Source organism: Burkholderia sp. AU44665 (assembly GCF_030504405.1).
GTDB lineage: Bacteria > Pseudomonadota > Gammaproteobacteria > Burkholderiales > Burkholderiaceae > Burkholderia > Burkholderia semiarida.
The window spans coordinates 144,030-164,350 of the sequence record NZ_JAUJRI010000008.1 but is presented as its reverse complement, the minus strand read 5'-3'; the positions used below and the strand labels follow the sequence as shown (position 1 = coordinate 164,350).

Here is a 20,321-nt window from a genome sequence, read left to right as displayed (position 1 = left end):
GGCCGCGGCTGCCCGCCCCGGCGGGGGCCGGTGAACGAGTACGACATGCATTCGGCGCACGCACGGCTGCCGGAACGACGGCAGCCTGGCGCCTCAACCGGAGCCACCCATGACCGAACGCCAGCCTCCCGACACGACGTCCGCGCATCCGGAGCCGGGCGCGCACGACGCGCTCGAACATCTGCTCGGCAGCCTGCATCGGCACGGCTTCCTGCGCTTCGCGAACGAGGTCGTCAGCGCGAACGCGCGGCTGGCCGACACGTTCGTCGACGCGCTCGACAGGCCCGGCATGCAGAGCGGCATGCAGAATCTCGCGATGCTCGTGACGGCGCTCTCGCGCATTCCGCCGGAACAGTTCGGTCGCGCCGCGTTCGCGGCGGCCGACGCGCTGCATCACGTCGGCGCATGGCAACCGGCGCAGCACCCGCACGTCGCGCCCGGCGTGCGCGGCGTCTACCGCTTGCTGCACGACGAGGCGCTGTGGGATGCATTGACGCCGCTGCTCGAAGGGCTGAAGGTCTTCGCGCAAGGGCTTGCGCGCGATCCGCAGCCGCCCGTCGCCGGGCTCAGCGAGGCGATGAAAGACGCGTGACCGCGCCCGGCCGCGGATCGCTCGCCACGCACAGACCCGCGAACTGACGGATGATGCGCTGCGTCGGCGCGCTCGCCGGCCAGTGCGGCACCGCGTCGATGCCGACCCAGCGGCACAGCGCGATTTCCCGGCCCGGGCAAGCGTGCGCGCCGCGCGGCAGGCTCGCGACGAACACGTGATGACGCTTCACGCTGCCGTCCACGTAGAAGAAATACGCGAGTTCGAGACCGGTGAGCCCGGTTTCCTCGCGAAGTTCGCGATGCGCGGCGTCGAGCGCCGATTCGCCGCGCCGGATCACGCCGCCGGGCAGCGTCCAGCGCGACGATCGCCCGCGGGCGACCAGCAGCACGCGCCGGTTGCGATGGCAGACGATCGTGGCGCGTTCCTTCGCCAGCGGCGCGAGCGGTACCGCGCGAACGGGGAAATCGGACGGGTCGGGTAGCGTCATGCAGGGCACGCGGCAGATGGGCGAAAGATCCATGCGCCCCCTGCCGCAACGTGCGTTCCCGCTTCGCTGTCGCATGTGCCCTCGTGCGAGTGTTTCGGGCCCGCTGGCCGGCCTTCGTCCGCGATTTTTCAACGGCTTGTCATTTCTGCCGCCGCCCGCTGCGGCCGTTTCGCGCGAGCGGGACGGCGGTATGGCGCGACGCGCGTCGATCACGCGTCGCCGCGTTCGGCAGAGGGCGTGCGACGCGGCGGCGCCCCGCTTGGCGGTGCGGCCGGCTTGCCTTCGGCCGGGTCGTGCGCGCTGCGCGGCGGTGGTGTGGCGGTGCCGCGGCGCTTGCCTTCGGGGCCGGGCGTGCTGTCGCCGCGATCTTCGTCGCGTGTGTCGGTGTCGAGCGGGGTCGAGCGTGTCATGGTTCGCGAGTCCTGTCGGGGCGGTCGAGGCGTACACGTCGCGCATCGCGCATGCCGCGGTGGACGACGCGCGTTGCCGGGCCCGCTGTTTGCTCGATCGCGCGCTTGAGGTCGGCGCGGGCAATGGCGCCCGCGGCCGCCGCCTGGAGCCCCGTTTCATGTCCGATGCGATCCTGTGCCCGTGGTCCGTTCGTGAGCGATCTTGCGTCGCGCTGCGGCGCGCGTCGACACCCGGACGGCGCGGCACCGGCGCGCCGGACGCGTTCGCGCCGGCGGTGGCCGGCGTCGTACTGTCGACGCCGCTGCCTACCCGCTGGCCTGCCGTCGTCGCCCGCGCGGGCGACGACCAGTCGGGCGGCGGCAGCGGCTCGGGAGCGGCGCCGGGCCGCAACGGCGAGCACCCGACCGACGCGCCGGGCGGCGGTGGCGGCGACGGCCATCCGCACGACGATCGCGGCGGCCGCACCGGCGGCGACGGAGACGGGGACGGCAACAACGGCGAAGGCGAACGCAAGCGGCCCAGTAAGAAAACGCTGATCATTCTCGGCGCGGTGCTGGTCGTGCTGCTCGTCGGCGGGCTCGTCTGGTGGCTCGCGACGCGCAACCAGGAAAGCACCGACGATGCGTACACCGACGGCAATGCGATCGCGGTCGCGCCGCACGTGTCCGGCTACGTGACGCGGCTCGCGGTCGACGACAACAGCTTCGTACGGCGCGGCGACCTGCTCGTCGAGATCGATCCGCGCGACTACCGCGCGCAGGTCGACGCGGCGCAGGCGCAGCTCGGTCTCGCACAGGCGCAGCTCGACGCGGCGCGCGTGCAGCTCGATATCGCGCGTGTGCAGTATCCGGCCCAGTACCGGCAGGCACGCGCGCAGATCGAATCGGCGGAAGCCGCGTACCGGCAGGCGCTCGCCGCGCAGGCGCGGCAGCGGGCGGTCGATGCGCGCGCAACTTCCCAGCAGGCGATCGATGCGGCCGACGCGCAACGTGCGACCGCCGACGCGAACGTCGCGATGGCCCAGGCGCAGGCGCGCACCGCGAGCCTCGTGCCGCAGCAGATCCGGCAGGCCGAGACGGCCGTCGAGGAGCGCCGCCAGCAGGTGCTGCAGGCGCGCGCGCAGCTCGAGACGGCCAACCTGAACCTGTCGTACTGCGAGATGCGCGCGCCGTCCGACGGCTGGGTCACGCGGCGCAACGTGCAATTGGGCTCGTTCCTGCAAGCCGGCACGTCGATCTTCTCGATCGTCACGCCGCGCGTGTGGATCACCGCGAATTTCAAGGAGTCGCAGCTCGAACGGATGCGCGTCGGCGATCGCGTCGACGTGTCGGTCGACGCGTATCCCGATCTCGACCTGCATGGCCACGTCGACAGCATCCAGCTCGGCAGCGGCTCGCGCTTCTCCGCGTTCCCGGCCGAGAACGCGACCGGCAACTTCGTGAAGATCGTGCAGCGCGTGCCGGTGAAGATCGTGCTCGACGGCCCGCTGCCGACCCGTCCGCCGCTCGGTCTCGGCCTGTCGGTCGAGCCGACCGTCCATCTGAAATGACCGGCCGCCGTGCCGCGGCCGGCGTCGACCGGAGCGATCCGATGCCCGATACCCGCATGCCGTTCCCGCCTCGCGAGGCCCGCCGATGAACCGGCCGCCCGACCGCGGCGGCGCGTCCGGCGGCGCATGGCGCCCCGCCGCGAACCCGTGGCTCATCGCGATCGTCGTCACGCTCGCCGCGTTCATGGAGGTGCTCGACACGACGATCGTCAACGTCGCGCTGCCGCACATCGCCGGCACGATGTCGGCGAGCTACGACGAGGCGACCTGGACGCTCACGTCGTACCTCGTCGCGAACGGCATCGTGCTGCCGATCTCGGGCTTCCTCGGGCGCCTGCTCGGCCGCAAGCGCTACTTCCTGCTGTGCATCGCCGCGTTCACCGTGTGCTCGTTCCTGTGCGGCGTCGCGACCAACCTCGGCGAACTGATCGTGTTCCGCGTGCTGCAGGGGTTGTTCGGCGGCGGGCTGCAGCCAAACCAGCAGTCGATCATCCTCGATACGTTCCCGCCCGAGCAGCGCAACCGCGCGTTCTCGATCTCGGCGATCGCGATCGTCGTCGCGCCGGTGCTCGGGCCGACGCTCGGCGGCTGGATCACCGACCATTTCTCGTGGCGCTGGGTGTTCCTGCTCAACGTGCCGATCGGCGCGCTGACCGTGCTTGCGGTGATGCAGCTCGTCGAGGATCCGCCGTGGCGGCGCGACGCCGAACGCGGGATCTCGATCGACTACATCGGCATCGGGTTGATCGCGATCGGCCTCGGCTGCCTGCAGGTGATGCTCGATCGCGGCGAGGACGAGGACTGGTTCGGCTCGACCTTCATCCGCGTCTTCGCGGTGCTGTCCGCGCTCGGGCTGATCGGTGCGACGCTGTGGCTGCTGCGCACGAAGAAACCGGTGGTCGACCTGTCGTGCCTGCGCGACCGCAATTTCGCGCTCGGCTGCGTGACGATCGCGACGTTCGCGGCGGTGCTGTACGGCAGCGCGGTGATCGTGCCGCAGCTCGCCCAGCAGCATCTCGGCTACACGGCGACGCTCGCGGGGCTCGTGCTGTCGCCCGGCGCGCTGCTGATCACGCTCGAGATTCCGCTCGTGAGCCGGCTGATGCCGCACGTGCAGACGCGCTATCTCGTCGGGTTCGGCTTCGTGCTGCTGTGCGGCGCGCTGATCTATTCGCGCATGCTGGTGCCGGACATCGACTACAAGCACCTCGTGATGATCCGGTGCGCGCAGTCGCTCGCGATCGGCTTCATGTTCGTGCCGATCACGACGCTCGCGTACCTGACCGTGCCGCGGCGGCTCAACGACGACGCGTCCGCGCTGTTCACGATGTTCCGCAACGTCGCGGGCTCGATCGGCATCTCGGTGTCGACCGCGCTGATCCGCGAGCGCACGCAAGCGCGCATGGCGCACCTGTCCACGCACATGTCGACGCTGTCGCAGAACTTCCAGGATGCGCTGCGGGAGAATGCGCGCGCGATCGGCGCGCTGACGGGCGCGCCGCCGCCGGCCGCGTTGCAGACCGCGACCGGCCGGCTCTACGAAACGTTCGTCTCGCAGGCGACGATCCTCGCGTATATCGACGTGTTCGCGATCCTCGCGGTGTTCTGCGCGTTCAGCATTCCGCTGACATTCCTGTTCTCGCCGGCGAAGGCCGCGCGCGGCGCGGGAGGGCATTGACATGCGCATGCGCCGCGACAATCGCAGCCACCGCCTGATTCGCCGCATCGTGTGCGGCGCGATGACGACGATCGTCGCCGGCTGCACCGTCGGCCCCGATTACCAGCCGCCGCACGCGGACGTCCCGGCCACCTGGCATGCGATGCAGGCGGACGGGCCGGCGGCGTCTCCCGCATCCGGCGTGCCCGCGCGGTCGTCGCCCACGATCGACGCCGATCCCGATCCGCGCTGGTGGCGCGCGTTCGGCGATCCGCTGCTCGACCGGCTCGTCGAGCGCGCCGCGCACGACAACCTCGACGTGCAGGCGGCCGTGCTGCGCATCGCGCAGGCACGCGCGCAGGTGCGCGCGGCCGCCGCGCAGGGCTTGCCGAACGTGCGCGCGAACGCGAGCTACCAGCGCGAGCAGCTCGGCCTGAAGGGCATCGTCGAGGAGCAGGGCATCGACCAGCGCGTCGATCGTCTCGGCGCGCCGGGCTCGCCGCTCGACCGGTTCGGGGCAGGCACCGGGGCAAGCGTGCAGCAAGGTGCGCGCGGCGCGCTCGATGCCCTCGAATCGCCGGTCAACCTGTGGCAGGCCGGGTTCGACGCATCGTGGGAACTGGACCTGTTCGGCCGCGTGCGCCGCTCGGTCGAAGCGGCCGGCGCGCAGGCGAGCGCCGCAGTCGCGAGCCGCGACGACGCGTTGCTGTCGCTCGAGGCCGAAGTCGCGCAGACCTATCTGCAACTGCGCGGCGCGCAAGCGCAGCGCGCGCTGGCCGACGACCTGCAACGCGCGCAGCGCGAATTGCTCGACCTGACGCGCGAGCAGGCCGCGCACGGTCTCGCGAGCGATCTCGACGTGCGCAGCGCCGACGCGCGGCTCGCGCAGATCCGCGCGCAACTGCCGCAGTTCGACCAGCAGATCGTGCTGCTGCGCAACGGTCTCGCCTATCTGGTCGGCGGCGCGCCGGGCGTGCTCGACGACTGGCTGGCCGCCCCGCGCGCGTTGCCCGCGGTGCCGCCGACCGTGCCGGTCGGCCTGCCGTCGACGCTCGCGCGCCGGCGCCCCGACATCCGCCGTGCGGAGGCCGAACTGCATGCGGCCACCGCCGACGTCGGCGTCGCGGTCGCGCAGTTCTATCCGGACATTTCGCTGACGGGGCAGGTCGGCCTGCGCGCGTCGCACGTGCGCGAGCTCGCGCACTGGTCGCATCTGTTCTACGCGTTCGGGCCGGCCGTGTCGCTGCCGATCTTTTCCGGCGGCGCGCTCGTGTCGAACCTGCGGCTGTCGCAGGCGCGCCAGGCCGAAGCGGCGCTCGCTTACCGGCAAGCCGTGCTCGTCGCGCTGCGCGACGTCGACAATGCGCTGGCCGTGTACCGCACCGACCAGGCGCGCGCGGCCGCGCTCGACGACGCGGTGAAGGCCGAACAGGGCGCGCTGGACCTCGCGCGCGATCGCTACCGGAAGGGCCTGTCGCCGTTCCTCGACGTGCTGGATGCCGAGCGGCAATGGTCGGAGGGCCGGCAGCAGGCCGAGCAGGGCGCGTTGCAGACGACCACCGATCTCGTCGCGCTGTACAAGGCGCTCGGCGGCGGCTGGCAGGCGGGGCCGGCCGCGAATGAGGATACCGGCACGGCGCGCGCGCAGTAGCCTCGCGCGCGCGGCGGGCATCGGTTGCCGCGCTCGCGCAACGCCGTCCGTCGGCCCGCGCGGCCTCAATCCCATGCGTGCTTGCTGAACTGATAGCCCCTGGAGCGGATGGTCTTGATCCGTTTCGGTTCGTTCGCGTCGTCGCGCAGCTTGCGGCGCAGCTTCGAGATGCGGCCGTCGATCGAACGATCGAGGCCGTCGAACGCGATGCCGCGCAGCAGCAGCGTCAGGTCTTCCCGGCTCACTACCTCGCCCGCGCGGCACACGAGGGCCCACAGCAGATCGAATTCCGTCGACGTCAGGCGCGGCATGCTGCCGTCAGGCAGATGCACGCGGCGATCGGCGCGGTCGATCGAGAACTTGCCGAACACGTATCGCTGCGGCGAAGCCTGCACGGCGTCGCCCGCCGGCGCGCGTGTGCGCCGCAACTGCGCCTTGATTCGCGCGAGCAGCAGACGCGGTTCGAGCGGCTTGCGGAGAAAATCGTCCGCGCCGAGTTCCAGCCCGAGCAATTCGTCGAACGGCTCGTCGCGGCCCGTCACCATGATCACGATGCCGTCGTACTGCATGCGCGCCGTGCGGCAGATCTCGAAGCCGTCCTTGCCCGGCAGGTTGATGTCGAGCAGCACCACGTCGGGGCGGCTCGCGACGATCGCCGCTGCCGCGCCGGCGCCGTCGCACAGCGTGTCCACCTGGTAATGATGCGTGCGCAAGTACTCGGCGATCAGCGCGGACAGCGGGACGTCGTCTTCGACGATCAGGATTCGGATGGGCATCGCTAAACGAAGGGGCAAAACGGGAAGGTGGCGAGCGGTCAGGCCCAGTCCGAGCGTGTCGTGGCCGAAGCGACGTGGATGATACTGCGCAACATTCCGATGGAATGTGGGGAAATCTGGATCGTTCGGTGAGCTTATCTGCGCGCCAATCGCCGCCATCAGAGGAAACGCGCGGGGCAAGCGACGCGGGGCCGCGCGTGAGGCTGAAACGGTTCGATGCGAGAGTCGGCGCGGCGCTCGGGACGATGCGCGCCCGCGCATCCGTCAGACGAAAACGTTTGCGCCACTTCGACGCCGCGCACCGTTCCCGCACCGCCCGACACCACGCCAGGCAAGGTTAGTCGACATATCATTACAAAATATTACCGACGTCGCCGCGTTCCGCTCCCTACAATCCACACACCTGATCCGCGCGTCGCGCATTGCGCCTGTTTCGCGATCGTATCGGCTACCGGTCTCGGCGAAGCGTCGAGTCATGTCGCTCACGTGACGAACCGGATGCGCGCGAGTCGGGTCGCCGCCGCGCCGGCTCCGATGGGCAGTCGGGCGGATGCTATCGATTACTGACGGGGGAAGCGAAATGACGCCGTTGCAAGTCGTCCAGAGTCTCGACGCACTCACGCATGCGATCGAAGCGGCGGTGGCGCGCGCCGACTGGAGCGAGGCCGTTCGGGCCGCCGAGACGCGTTCGGCGTTCATCGTTGCGCTTGCACCCGATCAACCGGACGAGGTCGTGTCGGCGCTGATGAAAGTGCAGGAGATCGATGTCCGGATTTCCACCGTCGCGCGCGACACGCTCGAGGCGCTCGTCGCGGAGGGCTGGATGGCGCTGCACGCAGCCCGCACGGCAACGAACGCGCTGAGGGCGCGGCAGCGGTCGCTCGATGCCGGCGCCGCGGCCACGCGACACTGAAATCCGTTTCATTTGGTGATGGCATGAAATTCAGAGAACGCGCCAGTCAGGTCGATGCAACACGGTGGTTCGCCGAGGGCGACCATGAACGGGTAGAGCGCCGTCACGGCCTGTGGGCGATCGCGACGCCGGAAGGCTGGCGATCCGTGAAGCCGGGCGACTGGATCGTGCGCGACGAATCCGGCAACTGCTGGCCGATGGACGACGGCCTCTTCATGCATCGCTACGAACCGGTCGCCGACTGACTTGGCCGCCGGTTCGACGCGCCTACCGGCGCTTGCGTGAAAACATCAATGAATCGGCGTCGTTGAAGCGGATGCGCCGCGGCTCGCCGTACCCGGCTTTCTCCGCGACCCGGATCGACGCGACATTCGTCGGCGCGATCAGACACACGCTGCGCTCGAACCGCTGTTGCGCGTCGAGCCATGCGAGCGCGGCCGCGAGCGCCTCGGTCGCATAGCCGTTGCCTTGCGCCCACGTCGCCAGCGCCCAGCCGGCTTCCGGCACGCCGCGGATCGGCGGGTCGATGTTGCGGTGGAAATCCGCGAAGCCGAGATCGCCGACGTAACGCCCCGACGCCTTTTCGCGAATCGCCCAGTACCCATAGCCGAGCAGCGGCCACAACCCGCGATACGCGAGCATGCGCATCCACGAGTCGCGCGGCGTGGAAGGCGTGCCGTTGAAGATGTGCGCGACGACGCCCGGTTCCGCCCACATCGTGGCGAGTGCGTCGAAGTCGCCGAGCGGGTGGCCTTCAAGGATCAGACGGGGCGTGTCGAGAACGGGCGGAGACGAGACGGGGGGCACGGCGCTGAATGTCATCGGGCGTTCCATGAGGAAGGGGCGGCGACGCAGGGCGCCGCGCTCGGGTCTCGTACGATACCGCGTAAACGGCGACGTGGACGCAATTCCCCGCCCGCATCGGGGCATGCGGGCGCATCGCGCGGACGGCGCCGGCCGGCGGTGCCCGCATGGATCGGCTCGCGTGCCGACGTCGCGGTCGGGTGCATCGCGCGGGGCGTTCGACGAATGCGTCCGTTCGTGGCCGTGTGGCAAACGCCTGTAGCGAACCCCGACCGCGGCGAGCGGTCGGCCTGCTTCCTGACGGTGGTCATCGGCACGCCCGCGTGCTGCGCGCAATGCGGGATCGCGCCCGTGCCGGATGGCGTTACTTGCGGCTTTTCAGGAACGAGCGCCCTTCGGCCGTGATCGATGCGCCGGAGCGGCCGTGCGGAGGATGGCTGACGAACCCGGCGTTGACGAGCTCCCGCGCGATCGACCAGCCGAGCGCCGGCGCATCGCGGCCGTAGCGAACATCGGCGAGGCGTTCGAGCGCCCAGATCGCGGAGGCCGACAGGTTGGGGGTGTTGGACGTGAGCGTATCGTTCATGGCTTCCTCGGGAAATGGCGTTTCGGGGTGGGCGGCACACGGCCGGACGGGAGGAGGTGCAAGCATCAGCTTGCCTGCAACAACGGCAGCAGCGCGTGCAGCGCCGCTTCCTCGTCGGGGCCGGTGGCGAGCACCTGGGCCGACGTGCCGCCGTGAACCTGCAGCGACGCGATCGCGCCGCTGTCTTTTGCGTTGCTGCCGTGCCCGTTCGCGATCAGCTGGATGTCGCTGTCGAAGCGGCGTGCCGCGTCGACGGTCGCATCGCGCGCGGCGCGGCCGCGATTGCGGTTCCATGCGGGGCCGATTTCAACGTACACAACGGTTGCCACGATGCTGGAAAGCCTCCGGACAAGTGGGCGGGGCGGCGCGCGACATGCAGGGTTACGCACGTGTAGCGGACATCGGGCGGCTGGCATGTCACGAATTCCCGCAGGGGCGCGGGTGCCGGCCGGGTGCATTGTACGCGCCATTCGGCGCGAACATGCCGACATCCGCTGCAAAGGCGTATTCAAATTCGCGGATTGTCGGAAAGTGGGGGATTATAATGCATCGGCCAGATCATGTGAATTACATTATAATGCCGTGTGCGCCGATGCCGGCCCGCGGCGTTGCCGGCGGGCGAGTCTCGGCGTAGCCGGGCGCGCAACCTGCTCGCCCGGCATCGTCGACCGACCCGAACTCCTCCCGAATGGAAGCCGCAATGAATGCCCCCGCCTGCCCGCAATGCGCGATGGAAAACACTTACCCCGACGGCGCGCTGACCGTGTGCGCGGACTGCGGCCACGAATGGTCGGCCGACGCCGGCGCCGAGGCCGGTGACGAACCGGCGGGCGACGTCGTCAAGGACGCGAACGGCAACGTGCTGTCGGACGGCGATTCGGTCGTGCTGATCAAGGACCTGCGCGTGAAGGGTTCGTCGATCACGCTGAAGATGGGCACCAAGGTCAAGAGCATCCGGCTCGTCGGCGGCGATCACGAAGTCGACTGCAAGACCGACATGGGCGGCTTCATGCTGAAGGCGTGCTACTTGAAGAAGGTCTGAGCGCACGGTCAGGCGACCGTTGCATCCGCGTTTTCAGCCGCTGTCTTTTTCATTCGACTACCCGCACATGGCCGAGGATCGCACTGCCTACGACGCGTTCGTCAGGTTCCTGGCGACGCCGCTGAACGACGGCCGGCCGTTCGTGCTGGAGACGCAGCACGCGGTCTCGCTGCACTTCGATCATTTCGGCACCCAGAGCTTCATGTCGCTGCATGATCCGGTGCGGCTCGCACTCGGTTATACGCGCGTGATGATGGGCTTCCTGCTGCTGCAGGCCGAGCCCGCACACATCTGCATGCTCGGGCTCGGCGGCGGGTCGCTCGCGAAGTACTGCTACCGCCACCTGCCCGGCACGAGGATCGATGCGGTCGAGATCAATCCCGACGTGATCGCGCTGCGCGACACGTTCAGGATTCCTGCCGACGATGCGCGCTTCACCGTGGTGTGCGCCGACGGCGCGGACCATCTGGAGCGGGCGGACGTCCGCACGGACGTGATCCTGCACGATGCGTTCGTCGCCGACGGCATGCGCGGCCGCTGTACGGGCGCTACTTTTCTCGATGCGTGCCGCGCACGCCTGAGCGAATCCGGCGTGCTCGCGATCAACTTCATGGACGACGATCCGGCGTTGCCGCAGCACCTCGAGCAGTTGCGATCGGTATTCGGTTCGTCGTATGCGCTGGTGCCGTGCGGCGACGACAACAACTTCGTTGCATTCGCATGGAAGGACGGCAGCCGGTTGCCGTCGTTGCGTATCCTGCTGGAGCGGGCGCTCGCGTGCCCGCAGGCCGGTGAACTGAAGCTGGCCGCCACCGCGAGACGCATGAAGCACGGCGAGGGCATCGATTCGCGGCGGCTGGTCTGGCGCGCGCAGTCGCACGAACGTTGGGAGATCGGCGCGTAGCCGTACCGAGGGGGCGGGCCGTGCTCGGCCTGTGCGGCCGTGCTTACTTCACGCGCTTGCCGATCGCGCTGCGGGTCTTGTACGTGACGCCGTGCCGGTCGAGATAGTCGCGGATCAACTGCCGCACGACTTGCGACGGCGTAAGGTCCTGCTCCGCACAGAGCATCTCGAAGGCTTCCTTCTTCGCGGGATCGATCAGGACGGTCAGGCGGGCGGTTTTCGTTTCCATGACGGGGCGAGGGTGGTCGATATGTTAATCAAATTATAATCGATCCGTTTTCGGCGTTACCGCGGCAAGCGCCCCACGATCAGCGTTTGCTGCGCACCAGCGCGAGCAGATCGTCGATCACCGGCACGACGGCGAGCGTGACGAGCACCGCGGCGAGCGGCACGGTCGACACGTAGCCCACGTGCTTGAAGCCGATCGCGCCGGCCAGGCCGCCGACGAAGAACGACGCGAGCATCGTCGCGTGTATCCGCAGTTTCGACCGGTTGGCGATTACCGCGTGCGCGTCGACGTCGATGGCCGAGCGGTTCCAGTAAAACAGCTTGCCGAGCTCGATGCCGAGGTCGGTCACGATGCCGGTGATGTGCGTCGTGCGGATTTCCGCGCCGGACAACTTCGTGATCGTCGCGTTCTGCAGCCCCATGATGAAGCACAGCAGCGTCACGGTCACCGGCACGAAGAACGTTTCCCACAGCGCGAGATGGCTGCCGAGCAGCCCGAACAGCAACAGCAGCGCGGCTTCGACCAGCAGCGGCAGCATGAACTGGCTGTGCAGCCCGCGGCGGCGGCCCCAGTTGACGAGGATCGCCGAACAGGCGGCGCCGATCAGGAACGACCCCAGCGAGCTGATGCCGGCGAGCGCGAGCCGCACGTCGCCGAGCGCCGTCTGGTCGGCGATCGCCGACACGATGCCGCTCATGTGCGACGTGTATTGCTTGACCGCGAGAAAGCCGCCGGCATTGGCCGCGCCGGCGACGAACGCGAGCGAAAACCCGAGCTGGCGGTTGGCGTCCGCGCTGCGGTGTTTTCCGGTCAGGTTTCGAAAGTACTGCGCTGGCATAGGGGCTTCGCTCGATCGTCGCGGATTCGCGGGTACAGGCGGAAAACCGGTGCCGGAGGGCGTGGCGGGCCCGCCGCTTGCGCCGGATGCCGGGGCTGTCGAATCATGTGATGGACATGATAATGTCATTATCATACTCTGTTGGCCGGATGGTGCATTCAGTACAATGACGGAAGGCGCCGCCGGCCGGCTGTTTCGCCGCCGCGCGGCGCCGATCACTTCTGCCCACCGCTTCATGACCCCGATCAAGTTCATCCTTCGCTACACGGCGATCCCGTTCACGGCCATCGTCGCCGTGGTGGTCTGGACCGTCATTCCATCATCGAAAGAGATCGATGCGAGACAATATGCGGCGCTGTCGCGTGCGTACGCGAGTTTCCCGCTGCCGTTCCGGCGCGAGATCTCGGACACGATGGCGCACGGCACGATCAACGACCGGCGCTACCAGGCGCTCGTGCGCGATTCGCTGGGCAACGGCGTCGCGCTGGACTGGCCGGCGTCGGGCGTCGGCGGCGTCGCCGACGAGCGGCAAAAACTGGCCGAACTGATTCAGGCCGATTCGGATCTTCAAAGGCAACGGCAATGAAAACCCTGCTGGTTTCTGTGGCATTCGCGATGATCATCGCGAGCCTGATCTTCGCGCTGTACTTCATGAATCACGATCGCGGCAAGTCCAAGCGGATGGCGTGGTCGCTCGCCGCGCGCGTCGGATTGTCGGTCACGCTGTTTCTGTCGCTGCTGATCGCGTACAAGCTCGGCTGGATCGAGCCGACGGGGTTGCCGATCGGGCGGTGAGGCGCCGTCGCGTCAGGGCGGGCGGCGTGAGCGGGCGACGTCGCGTTGCCTGACCCGGAGCGGCGTTAGCGCGTGCGCGCCGAATCCGTCGATATCGTTGGTGCGCGTGCGTTCGTCGCCGGGTTGCACCGGCAGGCAGCCGCGTCCAGTCGCGGCGATCGCCCGCCGCTCGTGATGAACTCGTTTCATTCAGTGACCGGCGAATCCGATGCCGACGTCGCGCGGCGGTTGCGCGACAAGCATGAGCGGATCGATGACGAACAGGGCAGGCTGAAGCTCGTCGACATGTCGGGCGGCGGCGTGGACCTGCGCGGCGTGGCGCTCGACCGGCCGCAGCGGGCGTTGCGGGGCGAGGCCGCGGCGGCGTGAGAGGATGACCCGCGCACCATGCGCGGGCGCTGGCCGGCGCGCGGTGCCGTGCATATCGCGCGATCAGATATCCATCGAAAAAATAACCATTTGGTACACGCGTCGGCGCGCATTACAGTCTCGCCTTCCGCCGGCTGCAACGCCGGTCGTTCCGACGTTATTCCAGATAATCGCCACATGAATCGTTCGATGCGTTCCAGGGTCCGCCGTGCCGCGGCCGCGCTGTTCGTGCTCGGCCTCGCGCCGGTTTCCCATGCGGCCCAGCCGACGTTGCGCGTCGGTATCGACGCCGAGTCATACCCGCCGTTCTTTTCGAAGGACGCCGCCGGCAAATGGAAGGGCTGGGAAGTCGACGTGCTCGATGCCGCGTGCGGGAAGCTGAACGTGCGCTGCGAGCTCACCGACATTGCGTGGGACGGCCTGATTCCGGCGTTGCAGAACCGCAAGATCGACGTGATCTGGTCGTCGATGACGATCACCGGCGAACGGCAGAAAGCGATCGATTTCAGCCGTGCGTATTACGAATCGCCGACGGTGTTCGTCGGTGCGAAAAGCGACCGGCGCCGCGTCGACTGCGCGGTGCCCGCGACCTTCAAGGGCCGCGTGATCGGCGTCGAGGCCGGCACCAACTTCTCGGCGTTCCTCGATGCCCGCTTCAAGCAGGACGCGCAGATCAAGGCGTTCGACAAGTTCGACAACGCGCTCGCCGATCTGGTGTCCGGTCGCGTCGACTACGTGCAGGAAGGCAAGGGGCTGTTCACGGCGTTCCTCGCGTCGCGCGACGGCAAGGACTTCGAGGTCAAGGCCACGTGCGCGGACGATCCGGTGCTGGGCCTCGGCATCGGCGCGGGCGTGCGCCACGGCGATGCGCTGCGCGGCAAGCTGTCGACCGCGATCGCGCAACTGCAGCAGGACGGCACGTGGGATGCGATCACCGCCCGCTATCCGAACCTGAAGGGCACGATCGAGAAAGGCCGCTGACCCGATGGCCGCGGACGATTCGCTGCTCGCGCTGCTCGCCTTCGGCGACGGCGGATATGGCCGCGTGTTCGCGAGTGCGTTCGCGCTGACGTTCGGCGTCGCGGCCGCATCGTTCTGCACCGGCGTGCTGCTCGGCATCGCCGGCGCGCTCGGCAAGCTGGCGCGATATTCAGCGCTTGTATGGCTGGCGCGGCTCTACACGATGCTCGTGCGCGCGCTGCCCGAGCTGTTGTGCCTGCTGCTGGCGTTCTACGCGGTCGCACCGGCCATCGAGAACGCGCTGCGCGGCAGCGGCATCGTGTCCGGCGACTTCGCGTTCGACCCGTTCGTCGTCGCCGCACTGTCGCTCGGCTTCATCCAGGGCGCGTATCTCACCGACATCTTCCGCGCGGCGCTCGTCAACGTGCCGGTCGGCCAGATCGAAGCCGCGCACGCGTATGGGATGACGTCCTGGCAGACGTTCGCGCGCATCCGGCTGCCGGCCGCCGCGCGGCTCGCGCTGCCGGGCGTCGGCAACGTGTGGCTGAACGCGACCAAGGACGCGTCGTTCATCAGCGTGCTCGGTTCGTTCACGGATCTGCTGAAGGCGAGCCAGCTCGCGGCCGGCGCGACGCGGCACTACGTATTCTTCTATCTGGTCACGGCCGCGCTGTTCCTGTTGCTGAGCGTCACGTCGGCGGGCATCTTTGCGGCGCTCGAGCGGCATGCGAATCGCGGCACGAGGCGTGCGACGACATGATCTTCTCGCTGCCTTTCCTGCTCGACACGGTAATGCCGAAGCTGCTCGCCGCGGTGCCGACGACGCTGGCGCTGACGCTTGTGTCGGGTGCGGCCAGCGTGCTGCTGGGCGTGCCGCTCGCGCTCGCCGCCGGCGCACGCCATACGCCGTTGCGCTGGTCCGTGCGCGGCTGGCTCATGCTGATCCGCGGCACGCCGCTGCTCGTCCAGCTCTATCTGTTGTACTACGGATTCGGGCAGATCGTCCCGCGCGAGTGGATGCGCGACAGCTGGGCGTCGCCGCTGCTGCGTGACGCGTTCTGGTACGCGATCGTCGCGTTGAGCGTGAACGAGAGCGCGTATGTCGCGACGATCCTGCGCGGCGCGATCGCCGGCGTGCCGGCTGGCGAGATCGAGGCCGGCCACGCATACGGGATGACGCGCGTGCAGGTGCTGCGCCGCATCGTCGGCCCGCGTGCGTGGCGGCTTGCGCTGCCCGCGCTCACCGGAGAGGCGATCCTGCTGCTGAAATCGACCGTCCTCGCGTCCACCGTGACCGTGTTCGACGTGATGGGCACGGCCAATACGCTGCGCTTCGAGACGTTGCGCGTGTACGAACCGCTGGCCGGTGCGGCGATCGTCTATGTCGTGCTGGTCGCGCTGCTGACCATTCCTGCCGCCCGTCTCGAGCAGCGCGTCAATCGCTACCTGACGCGCGCAGCCGACGAACGCATGCCCGCCCGGCGCCACCGCGCGTCGTCGGGCGCGTGGGCGGCGCCCAACTGATTCCTGCCCTGGTAACGAATTCCACGATGTCCGATCCTCGCCCCTTGCTGTTTTCCCTGTATGAACAAGCCAGCGTCGGCTGCGGCGGCGCGCCGAGCCTGTGGACCCATCCGGCTGATGAACGGCTGCGTGCGAATACGCTCGGGTTCTGGTCGAACCTCGCGCGCACGGCCGAACAGGCCGATCTCGACATGCTGTTCTTCGCGGACGTGCTCGGCCTGTACGACGTCTATGGCGGGTCGGCCGACGCGGCGCTGCAGTGGGCGGTCGAGGCGCCCGCGAACGATCCGATGATGCTGATCGCGGCGCTGGTCGCGCAGACGGAGCGGCTCGCGTTCGGAGTGACCGCGAGCACGACCTACGAGCACCCGTTCGCGCTCGCGCGCCGCTTCAGCACGCTCGATCATCTGAGCAACGGCCGGATCGGCTGGAACATCGTGACGTCCTATCTGACGAGCGCCGCACGCAACTTCGGGCTCGACCGGATGATCGGCCACGACGAACGCTACGCGCGCGCGGAGGAATTTCTCGACGTCGTGTACAAACTGTGGGAAGGGAGCTGGGCGGACGATGCGGTCGTCGCCGACAAGCACGCGCCGCGCTATGCGCGTGGCGACCGCGTGCGGCCGATCGCGCACGAAGGCACGCACTATCGCGTGCAGGGGCCGCACGTCTGCGCGCCGTCGCCGCAGCGCTCGCCCGTGCTGATCCAGGCCGGCTGGTCGGGGCGCGGACGCGCGTTCGCGGCGAAGCATGCGGAGGTGGTGTTCGTCGCGAAGTCGAACCCGCACGAGATTCGTGCGGGCCTCGACGAGATCCGACGACTCGCGGCCGAACGCGGCCGGGCGGCGGACGACGTGAAGTCGCTGACGGTGCTGCGGATCGTGACGGCGCGCTCGTCGAGCGACGCGAAGGAGAAATATCACACGCTGCAGCAACACTATCACCGGCACGCGCAACTCGTCAGCTATGCGGGCGACACCGGCATCGACATCGACCGCTATGCGGACGACGAGCCGCTGACGACGCACACGGAAGGGCTGACGTCCTACGTGGTGCGGCCGGACGGCAGCGGCAAGCCGCTCACGGCCGGCGACGTGCGGCGCAAGTTCGCGAGCGTCACGCGCGGCACCGACCTGATCCTCGTCGGCTCGCCCGACGAAATCGCGGACCAGCTCGCCGAGCATGCGCGGCAGTCGACGACGAGCGGCTACATGCTCAATCCGCTGATCAGCCCGGGCACGCTCGACGATTTCGCCGAACTGATCGTGCCGGAACTGAAGAAGCGCGGCCTGTACCGCACGACGCCGGCGAGCGGCACCTTCCGTTCACGGCTGGGCGGCCGCGACCGCCTGCCGGATACGGCCTACGGCGCTTCGTTCCGGTTTCCCGTGCCGGAAGCGGGCTGACGAGGCGATCGATGCCGGACGACCCTCAGCGGAGTTGCATGACATGACCGACGACGTACTGTTCCTGCTGCAACCGCGTCGTGCCGACCGGAATCTTCGGGCATGAATGGCGCGATGAACGAAACCATGGACACGACGCGGCGCGAAGATCGATCGCATCGATCGGCGTCGCCGCCCGTCCTGAGCGCCGCCGGCATCGCGAAACGCTTCGACGCGACCGTCGCGCTGGCGGCGCTCGATCTGTCGATCGGCGCCGGAGAAGTCGTCGCGCTGATGGGCGCGAATGGCGCGGGCAAGTCGACCTTCGTCAAGATCCTGAGCGGCGCGCTGCAAGCGGACGCCGGCACGCTGACGCTGCACGGCGAACCGTATCGGCCGGGTTCGCCGCACGCGGCCAAGCGGCTCGGCGTCGCGACCGTGCACCAGTCGGTGGCCGACGCCGTCGTGCCGACGCTATCGATCGCCGACAACCTGCTGCTGGACCGACTGTGCGATCCGGCCTCGCCGTGGCGCGTGCCGCCGGCCGCGCGGCGTGGCGCGGCGCGATCGCTCGCCGCGCGGGTCGGGCTCGACGTCGATCTGGCGGCGCCGCTGGCCTTGCTGTCGCTGGCCGACCAGCAGCGCGTGACCTTGGCGCGCGCGCTGGCCGGGCAGCCGTCGTTGCTGATTCTCGACGAGCCGACCGCCAGCTTGTCCGCAGCGGAGGCCGAGCGGCTGTTCGTGCTGGTGGACGCGTTGCGCCGCGATGGCGTCGCGATCCTGCTCGTGTCGCATCGGCTCGGCGATTTGCGTCGCATCGCCGATCGCGCGGCGATCGTCCGCGACGGCCGGATCGTCGCCGATCTGGCCGCGCCAATCGATTTCGACGCCGCGGTGGAAACGATGATCGGCCGGCCGCTGCCGCGTACGCGTGCCCTGGCGCCGGAGCGGGCCGCACAGGCCGAATCCGGGCCCGGCTCAGGCTTCAGCGTGCGGCAGATCCGGCTGACGCCGACCAGTACGCCGTTCGATCTCGACGTCCGGCGCGGCGAGATCGTCGCGATCGCGGGCCCGGTCGGCGGGGGCAAGTCGCGCTTCGCACGGACGATCTTCGGCGCGGTGCGCGCGGCGGCCGGCGAGATGACGCTCGACGGCCGGCCGTGGCGGCCGCGTTCGCCGGCGGACGCGATTCGCGCCGGCGTATTCCTGGCCGGCGAGGATCGCTGGCGCACGTCGCTGTTTCCCGACAGCGTGCCGTTCGCGTCGATCGCGGGCACGATCGGCTTTCCGTTCCTGTCGCGCTGGTTCGCGAGCGGCGCGGTGCGCCGAGCCCGCGAACGCACGGCGGCCGCGGCGGCGATCGCACGGTTCGGCATTCGCTGCGAGGGGCCCGACGATCGCGTCGCGCACCTGTCCGGCGGCAACCAGCAGAAGATCGTGCTCGCGCGCTGGCACGCCGAACCGGCGCGGCTGCTGCTGCTCGACGAACCGTTCCAGGGCATCGATGCGGGCGCGCGCGCCGATATCGTCGATACGCTGCGCCGTCATGCGCATGAGCGCGCGACGATCGTGTTCGTCAGCGATCTCGAGGAAGCCGCCGAGATCGCCGACCGTATCGTGCGGTTCGATCGCGCGACGCTCGATGGTCTGCCTCCGACTGCTTCCATCGTGGGTGCTTGCTCATGAAACCCGTGACTTCTTCCGATGTACGTCATGCCGCATCCGTCGAACGATCGTCGCGCGCCGGGCCGGCGCGCATCCGCGATGCGCTCGAACGAACCGGCATCCTGCTCGTGCTCGCCGCTCTCGTGGTCGTGTTCGCGATCAGGGACCCCGCGTTCCTGAACCTCGACAACCTGTTCAGCATCCTGCAGGCGGTGTCGATCGTCGCGTTGCTCGGCGTCGGCGTGACGGTCACGCTCGCGGCCGGCGGTTTCGACCTGTCGGTCGGCAGCGTGGCCGCGACCGCGCAGATGGCCGCCAGCTACGTGCTGGTCGTCTGGCACGGCAGCGCGTGGGCGGCCGTGATCGCCTGCGTCGCGCTCGGCGTGGCCGCCGGATTGTTCAACGGCGTGCTGATTACGCGGCTGCGCGTGCCCGACCAGCTCGCGACGCTCGGCACGCTGTTCCTGCTGGCCGGCCTGCAGTTGATCCCTACCGGCGGCCGTTCGCTGGCGACCGGCTCCGTGCTGCCCGACGGCACGGATGCGACGGGCGTGTTCCCCGACGCGTTTCTCGCGCTCGGCCGGCTGCGCGTGTTCGACGTCGTACCGTTGCCGGTGCTGGTGCTTGCGGCCGTGACGGTGCTGGCCTGCATCACGATGGAAGCGACGCGCTGGGGGCGCGTGATCTATGCGATCGGCGGCAACGAAACGGCCGCGCGGCTGGCCGGCGCACCGGCCGCGCGCTACCGCGTCGCCGCATATGTTGTGTCGGGTGCGATCGCGTCGCTGGGCGGCGTGCTGATCGCCGCGCGGGTCGGCCGCGGCGACGTGAGCGCGGGGCACTCGCTGCTGCTCGACGCGGTGGCCGCCGCGCTGATCGGTTACGCGGTGTGGGGCGCGAAGCGGCCCAACGTGTTCGGCACGGTCGTCGGCGCTGTATTCGTCGGCGTGCTGCTCAACGGGCTGACGATGCTGAACGCACCGTACTACATGCAGGATTTCATCAAGGGCGTGCTGCTCGTGCTGGCCCTCGCGTTTACCTTCGGCATCGGTCGCCGTGCGGACGCCCGGGCGTGATGGGTGAGGTCGCCGAGACTCGGATCAGGCATGGACGGGTTCGAAGAATCTTCAGGCTGGACCGTTTGCCATCCAAAGTAATATCGATTGCCGAATCGGTCGGTTTGAGTTTGCGTGTCGCGCTGATAGATTGAACCGATATCG

At 69.0% G+C, this 20,321-nt stretch carries 25 protein-coding genes; 17 read left to right on the top strand and 8 right to left on the bottom strand.

Annotated elements, in window-relative coordinates:
• The first annotated feature begins 109 nt into the window (after positions 1-109).
• Positions 110-592: a DUF1641 domain-containing protein gene (locus QZM15_RS18745; protein ID WP_302107004.1), complete on the top strand. Its 483-nt coding sequence runs from the start codon at positions 110-112 to the stop codon at positions 590-592.
• On the opposite strand, the gene QZM15_RS18740 is transcribed toward QZM15_RS18745, so the two are convergent.
• Entirely contained in the window at positions 567-1,040 is a 474-nt protein-coding gene (locus QZM15_RS18740) for an NUDIX hydrolase (protein ID WP_060011112.1), read from the bottom strand. The genes QZM15_RS18745 and QZM15_RS18740 overlap by 26 nt on opposite strands.
• A 209-nt stretch (positions 1,041-1,249) precedes the next feature.
• On the bottom strand, positions 1,250-1,450 hold the full coding sequence (locus QZM15_RS18735; protein WP_059575106.1) for a hypothetical protein: 201 nt from the start codon (positions 1,448-1,450) through the stop codon (positions 1,250-1,252).
• A 158-nt stretch (positions 1,451-1,608) separates the two neighbouring features.
• On the opposite strand from QZM15_RS18735, the gene QZM15_RS18730 reads away from it, so the two are divergent.
• From QZM15_RS18730 to QZM15_RS18720, 3 genes are all read left to right on the top strand, one after another.
• The gene (locus QZM15_RS18730; RefSeq protein ID WP_302107003.1) at positions 1,609-3,000 is read left to right on the top strand and encodes an HlyD family secretion protein; all 1,392 of its coding nucleotides are present in this window, start codon (positions 1,609-1,611) and stop codon (positions 2,998-3,000) included.
• An 85-nt stretch (positions 3,001-3,085) separates the two neighbouring features.
• A complete protein-coding gene (locus tag QZM15_RS18725; RefSeq protein ID WP_089466163.1) occupies positions 3,086-4,678 on the top strand; it encodes a DHA2 family efflux MFS transporter permease subunit in 1,593 nt (530 codons plus the stop codon).
• 61 nt (positions 4,679-4,739) lie between these two features.
• The gene (locus tag QZM15_RS18720; protein ID WP_230971910.1) at positions 4,740-6,308 is read left to right on the top strand and encodes an efflux transporter outer membrane subunit; all 1,569 of its coding nucleotides are present in this window, start codon (positions 4,740-4,742) and stop codon (positions 6,306-6,308) included.
• 65 nt (positions 6,309-6,373) lie between these two features.
• On the opposite strand, the gene QZM15_RS18715 is transcribed toward QZM15_RS18720, so the two are convergent.
• On the bottom strand, positions 6,374-7,084 hold the full coding sequence (locus tag QZM15_RS18715) for a response regulator (protein WP_302107067.1): 711 nt from the start codon (positions 7,082-7,084) through the stop codon (positions 6,374-6,376).
• A 580-nt stretch (positions 7,085-7,664) separates the two neighbouring features.
• On the opposite strand from QZM15_RS18715, the gene QZM15_RS18710 reads away from it, so the two are divergent.
• On the top strand, positions 7,665-7,997 hold the full coding sequence (locus tag QZM15_RS18710) for a hypothetical protein (RefSeq protein WP_089466166.1): 333 nt from the start codon (positions 7,665-7,667) through the stop codon (positions 7,995-7,997).
• Between the two features lie 23 nt (positions 7,998-8,020).
• Positions 8,021-8,242 (top strand): hypothetical protein, encoded by a 222-nt coding sequence (locus QZM15_RS18705; protein WP_059575116.1) that lies wholly within the window; start codon positions 8,021-8,023, stop codon positions 8,240-8,242.
• Between the two features lie 22 nt (positions 8,243-8,264).
• Here the strand turns inward: QZM15_RS18705 and QZM15_RS18700 are convergent, their stop codons facing one another.
• The 3 genes from QZM15_RS18700 to QZM15_RS18690 form a co-directional block, all read right to left on the bottom strand.
• Positions 8,265-8,831 (bottom strand): GNAT family N-acetyltransferase, encoded by a 567-nt coding sequence (locus QZM15_RS18700; protein ID WP_059575118.1) that lies wholly within the window; start codon positions 8,829-8,831, stop codon positions 8,265-8,267.
• A 334-nt stretch (positions 8,832-9,165) separates the two neighbouring features.
• The gene (locus QZM15_RS18695; protein WP_059575120.1) at positions 9,166-9,387 is read right to left on the bottom strand and encodes a hypothetical protein; all 222 of its coding nucleotides are present in this window, start codon (positions 9,385-9,387) and stop codon (positions 9,166-9,168) included.
• Positions 9,388-9,452: 65 nt separating this feature from the next.
• Positions 9,453-9,716: an HPr family phosphocarrier protein gene (locus QZM15_RS18690; RefSeq protein WP_059575122.1), complete on the bottom strand. Its 264-nt coding sequence runs from the start codon at positions 9,714-9,716 to the stop codon at positions 9,453-9,455.
• A gap of 371 nt (positions 9,717-10,087) precedes the next feature.
• Between QZM15_RS18690 and QZM15_RS18685 the strand changes: the two genes are divergently transcribed.
• Together QZM15_RS18685 and QZM15_RS18680 are read left to right on the top strand one after the other, a co-directional pair.
• Positions 10,088-10,429, top strand: coding sequence for a zinc ribbon domain-containing protein YjdM (locus tag QZM15_RS18685; protein WP_006489167.1), 342 nt, complete (start codon positions 10,088-10,090; stop codon positions 10,427-10,429).
• Between the two features lie 67 nt (positions 10,430-10,496).
• Complete coding sequence (locus tag QZM15_RS18680) at positions 10,497-11,333, top strand: spermidine synthase (RefSeq protein WP_059575124.1); 837 nt, start codon at positions 10,497-10,499, stop codon at positions 11,331-11,333.
• Positions 11,334-11,376: 43 nt separating this feature from the next.
• On the opposite strand, the gene QZM15_RS18675 is transcribed toward QZM15_RS18680, so the two are convergent.
• Together QZM15_RS18675 and QZM15_RS18670 are read right to left on the bottom strand one after the other, a co-directional pair.
• The gene (locus tag QZM15_RS18675) at positions 11,377-11,562 is read right to left on the bottom strand and encodes a ribbon-helix-helix protein, CopG family (protein ID WP_059575126.1); all 186 of its coding nucleotides are present in this window, start codon (positions 11,560-11,562) and stop codon (positions 11,377-11,379) included.
• A 79-nt stretch (positions 11,563-11,641) separates the two neighbouring features.
• A complete protein-coding gene (locus tag QZM15_RS18670; RefSeq protein WP_059575128.1) occupies positions 11,642-12,400 on the bottom strand; it encodes a YoaK family protein in 759 nt (252 codons plus the stop codon).
• Between the two features lie 235 nt (positions 12,401-12,635).
• On the opposite strand from QZM15_RS18670, the gene QZM15_RS18665 reads away from it, so the two are divergent.
• The 9 genes from QZM15_RS18665 (at position 12,636) to QZM15_RS18625 (ending at position 20,177) form a co-directional block, all read left to right on the top strand.
• The gene (locus tag QZM15_RS18665) at positions 12,636-12,986 is read left to right on the top strand and encodes a hypothetical protein (protein ID WP_059575235.1); all 351 of its coding nucleotides are present in this window, start codon (positions 12,636-12,638) and stop codon (positions 12,984-12,986) included.
• Entirely contained in the window at positions 12,983-13,195 is a 213-nt protein-coding gene (locus tag QZM15_RS18660) for a twin transmembrane helix small protein (RefSeq protein WP_006489184.1), read from the top strand. The genes QZM15_RS18665 and QZM15_RS18660 overlap by 4 nt, the downstream gene beginning before the upstream one ends.
• A 192-nt stretch (positions 13,196-13,387) precedes the next feature.
• Positions 13,388-13,564: a hypothetical protein gene (locus QZM15_RS18655; protein ID WP_302107001.1), complete on the top strand. Its 177-nt coding sequence runs from the start codon at positions 13,388-13,390 to the stop codon at positions 13,562-13,564.
• A 177-nt stretch (positions 13,565-13,741) separates the two neighbouring features.
• On the top strand, positions 13,742-14,545 hold the full coding sequence (locus QZM15_RS18650; protein WP_059637348.1) for a transporter substrate-binding domain-containing protein: 804 nt from the start codon (positions 13,742-13,744) through the stop codon (positions 14,543-14,545).
• A gap of 4 nt (positions 14,546-14,549) precedes the next feature.
• The gene (locus QZM15_RS18645; protein ID WP_302107000.1) at positions 14,550-15,284 is read left to right on the top strand and encodes an ABC transporter permease; all 735 of its coding nucleotides are present in this window, start codon (positions 14,550-14,552) and stop codon (positions 15,282-15,284) included.
• Positions 15,281-16,048 carry an ABC transporter permease gene (locus QZM15_RS18640; RefSeq protein ID WP_302106999.1) on the top strand — a complete coding sequence of 256 codons (768 nt, stop codon included), beginning with the start codon at positions 15,281-15,283 and terminating at the stop codon, positions 16,046-16,048. The genes QZM15_RS18645 and QZM15_RS18640 overlap by 4 nt, the downstream gene beginning before the upstream one ends.
• Positions 16,049-16,074: 26 nt before the next feature.
• Positions 16,075-17,457, top strand: coding sequence for an LLM class flavin-dependent oxidoreductase (locus QZM15_RS18635; protein ID WP_089466172.1), 1,383 nt, complete (start codon positions 16,075-16,077; stop codon positions 17,455-17,457).
• Between the two features lie 102 nt (positions 17,458-17,559).
• On the top strand, positions 17,560-19,122 hold the full coding sequence (locus QZM15_RS18630; protein ID WP_302106998.1) for a sugar ABC transporter ATP-binding protein: 1,563 nt from the start codon (positions 17,560-17,562) through the stop codon (positions 19,120-19,122).
• Positions 19,119-20,177, top strand: a complete 1,059-nt coding sequence (locus tag QZM15_RS18625; protein ID WP_302106997.1) for an ABC transporter permease — start codon at positions 19,119-19,121, stop codon at positions 20,175-20,177. Before QZM15_RS18630 ends, QZM15_RS18625 begins: the two co-directional genes overlap by 4 nt.
• The last annotated feature ends 144 nt before the right edge of the window (positions 20,178-20,321 follow it).

Coding starts and splice junctions, on each gene's coding strand:
- QZM15_RS18625 (WP_302106997.1), top strand. CDS start 19,119: ATGAAACCCGTGACTTCTTCCGATGTACGTCATGCCGCATCCGTCGAA.
- QZM15_RS18730 (WP_302107003.1), top strand. CDS start 1,609: ATGTCCGATGCGATCCTGTGCCCGTGGTCCGTTCGTGAGCGATCTTGC.
- QZM15_RS18725 (WP_089466163.1), top strand. CDS start 3,086: ATGAACCGGCCGCCCGACCGCGGCGGCGCGTCCGGCGGCGCATGGCGC.
- QZM15_RS18675 (WP_059575126.1), bottom strand. CDS start 11,562: ATGGAAACGAAAACCGCCCGCCTGACCGTCCTGATCGATCCCGCGAAG.
- QZM15_RS18740 (WP_060011112.1), bottom strand. CDS start 1,040: ATGACGCTACCCGACCCGTCCGATTTCCCCGTTCGCGCGGTACCGCTC.
- QZM15_RS18640 (WP_302106999.1), top strand. CDS start 15,281: ATGATCTTCTCGCTGCCTTTCCTGCTCGACACGGTAATGCCGAAGCTG.
- QZM15_RS18660 (WP_006489184.1), top strand. CDS start 12,983: ATGAAAACCCTGCTGGTTTCTGTGGCATTCGCGATGATCATCGCGAGC.
- QZM15_RS18650 (WP_059637348.1), top strand. CDS start 13,742: ATGAATCGTTCGATGCGTTCCAGGGTCCGCCGTGCCGCGGCCGCGCTG.
- QZM15_RS18710 (WP_089466166.1), top strand. CDS start 7,665: ATGACGCCGTTGCAAGTCGTCCAGAGTCTCGACGCACTCACGCATGCG.
- QZM15_RS18685 (WP_006489167.1), top strand. CDS start 10,088: ATGAATGCCCCCGCCTGCCCGCAATGCGCGATGGAAAACACTTACCCC.
- QZM15_RS18635 (WP_089466172.1), top strand. CDS start 16,075: ATGTCCGATCCTCGCCCCTTGCTGTTTTCCCTGTATGAACAAGCCAGC.
- QZM15_RS18715 (WP_302107067.1), bottom strand. CDS start 7,084: ATGCCCATCCGAATCCTGATCGTCGAAGACGACGTCCCGCTGTCCGCG.
- QZM15_RS18670 (WP_059575128.1), bottom strand. CDS start 12,400: ATGCCAGCGCAGTACTTTCGAAACCTGACCGGAAAACACCGCAGCGCG.
- QZM15_RS18700 (WP_059575118.1), bottom strand. CDS start 8,831: ATGGAACGCCCGATGACATTCAGCGCCGTGCCCCCCGTCTCGTCTCCG.
- QZM15_RS18705 (WP_059575116.1), top strand. CDS start 8,021: ATGAAATTCAGAGAACGCGCCAGTCAGGTCGATGCAACACGGTGGTTC.
- QZM15_RS18695 (WP_059575120.1), bottom strand. CDS start 9,387: ATGAACGATACGCTCACGTCCAACACCCCCAACCTGTCGGCCTCCGCG.
- QZM15_RS18720 (WP_230971910.1), top strand. CDS start 4,740: ATGACGACGATCGTCGCCGGCTGCACCGTCGGCCCCGATTACCAGCCG.
- QZM15_RS18645 (WP_302107000.1), top strand. CDS start 14,550: ATGGCCGCGGACGATTCGCTGCTCGCGCTGCTCGCCTTCGGCGACGGC.
- QZM15_RS18680 (WP_059575124.1), top strand. CDS start 10,497: ATGGCCGAGGATCGCACTGCCTACGACGCGTTCGTCAGGTTCCTGGCG.
- QZM15_RS18745 (WP_302107004.1), top strand. CDS start 110: ATGACCGAACGCCAGCCTCCCGACACGACGTCCGCGCATCCGGAGCCG.
- QZM15_RS18735 (WP_059575106.1), bottom strand. CDS start 1,450: ATGACACGCTCGACCCCGCTCGACACCGACACACGCGACGAAGATCGC.
- QZM15_RS18630 (WP_302106998.1), top strand. CDS start 17,560: ATGAATGGCGCGATGAACGAAACCATGGACACGACGCGGCGCGAAGAT.
- QZM15_RS18665 (WP_059575235.1), top strand. CDS start 12,636: ATGACCCCGATCAAGTTCATCCTTCGCTACACGGCGATCCCGTTCACG.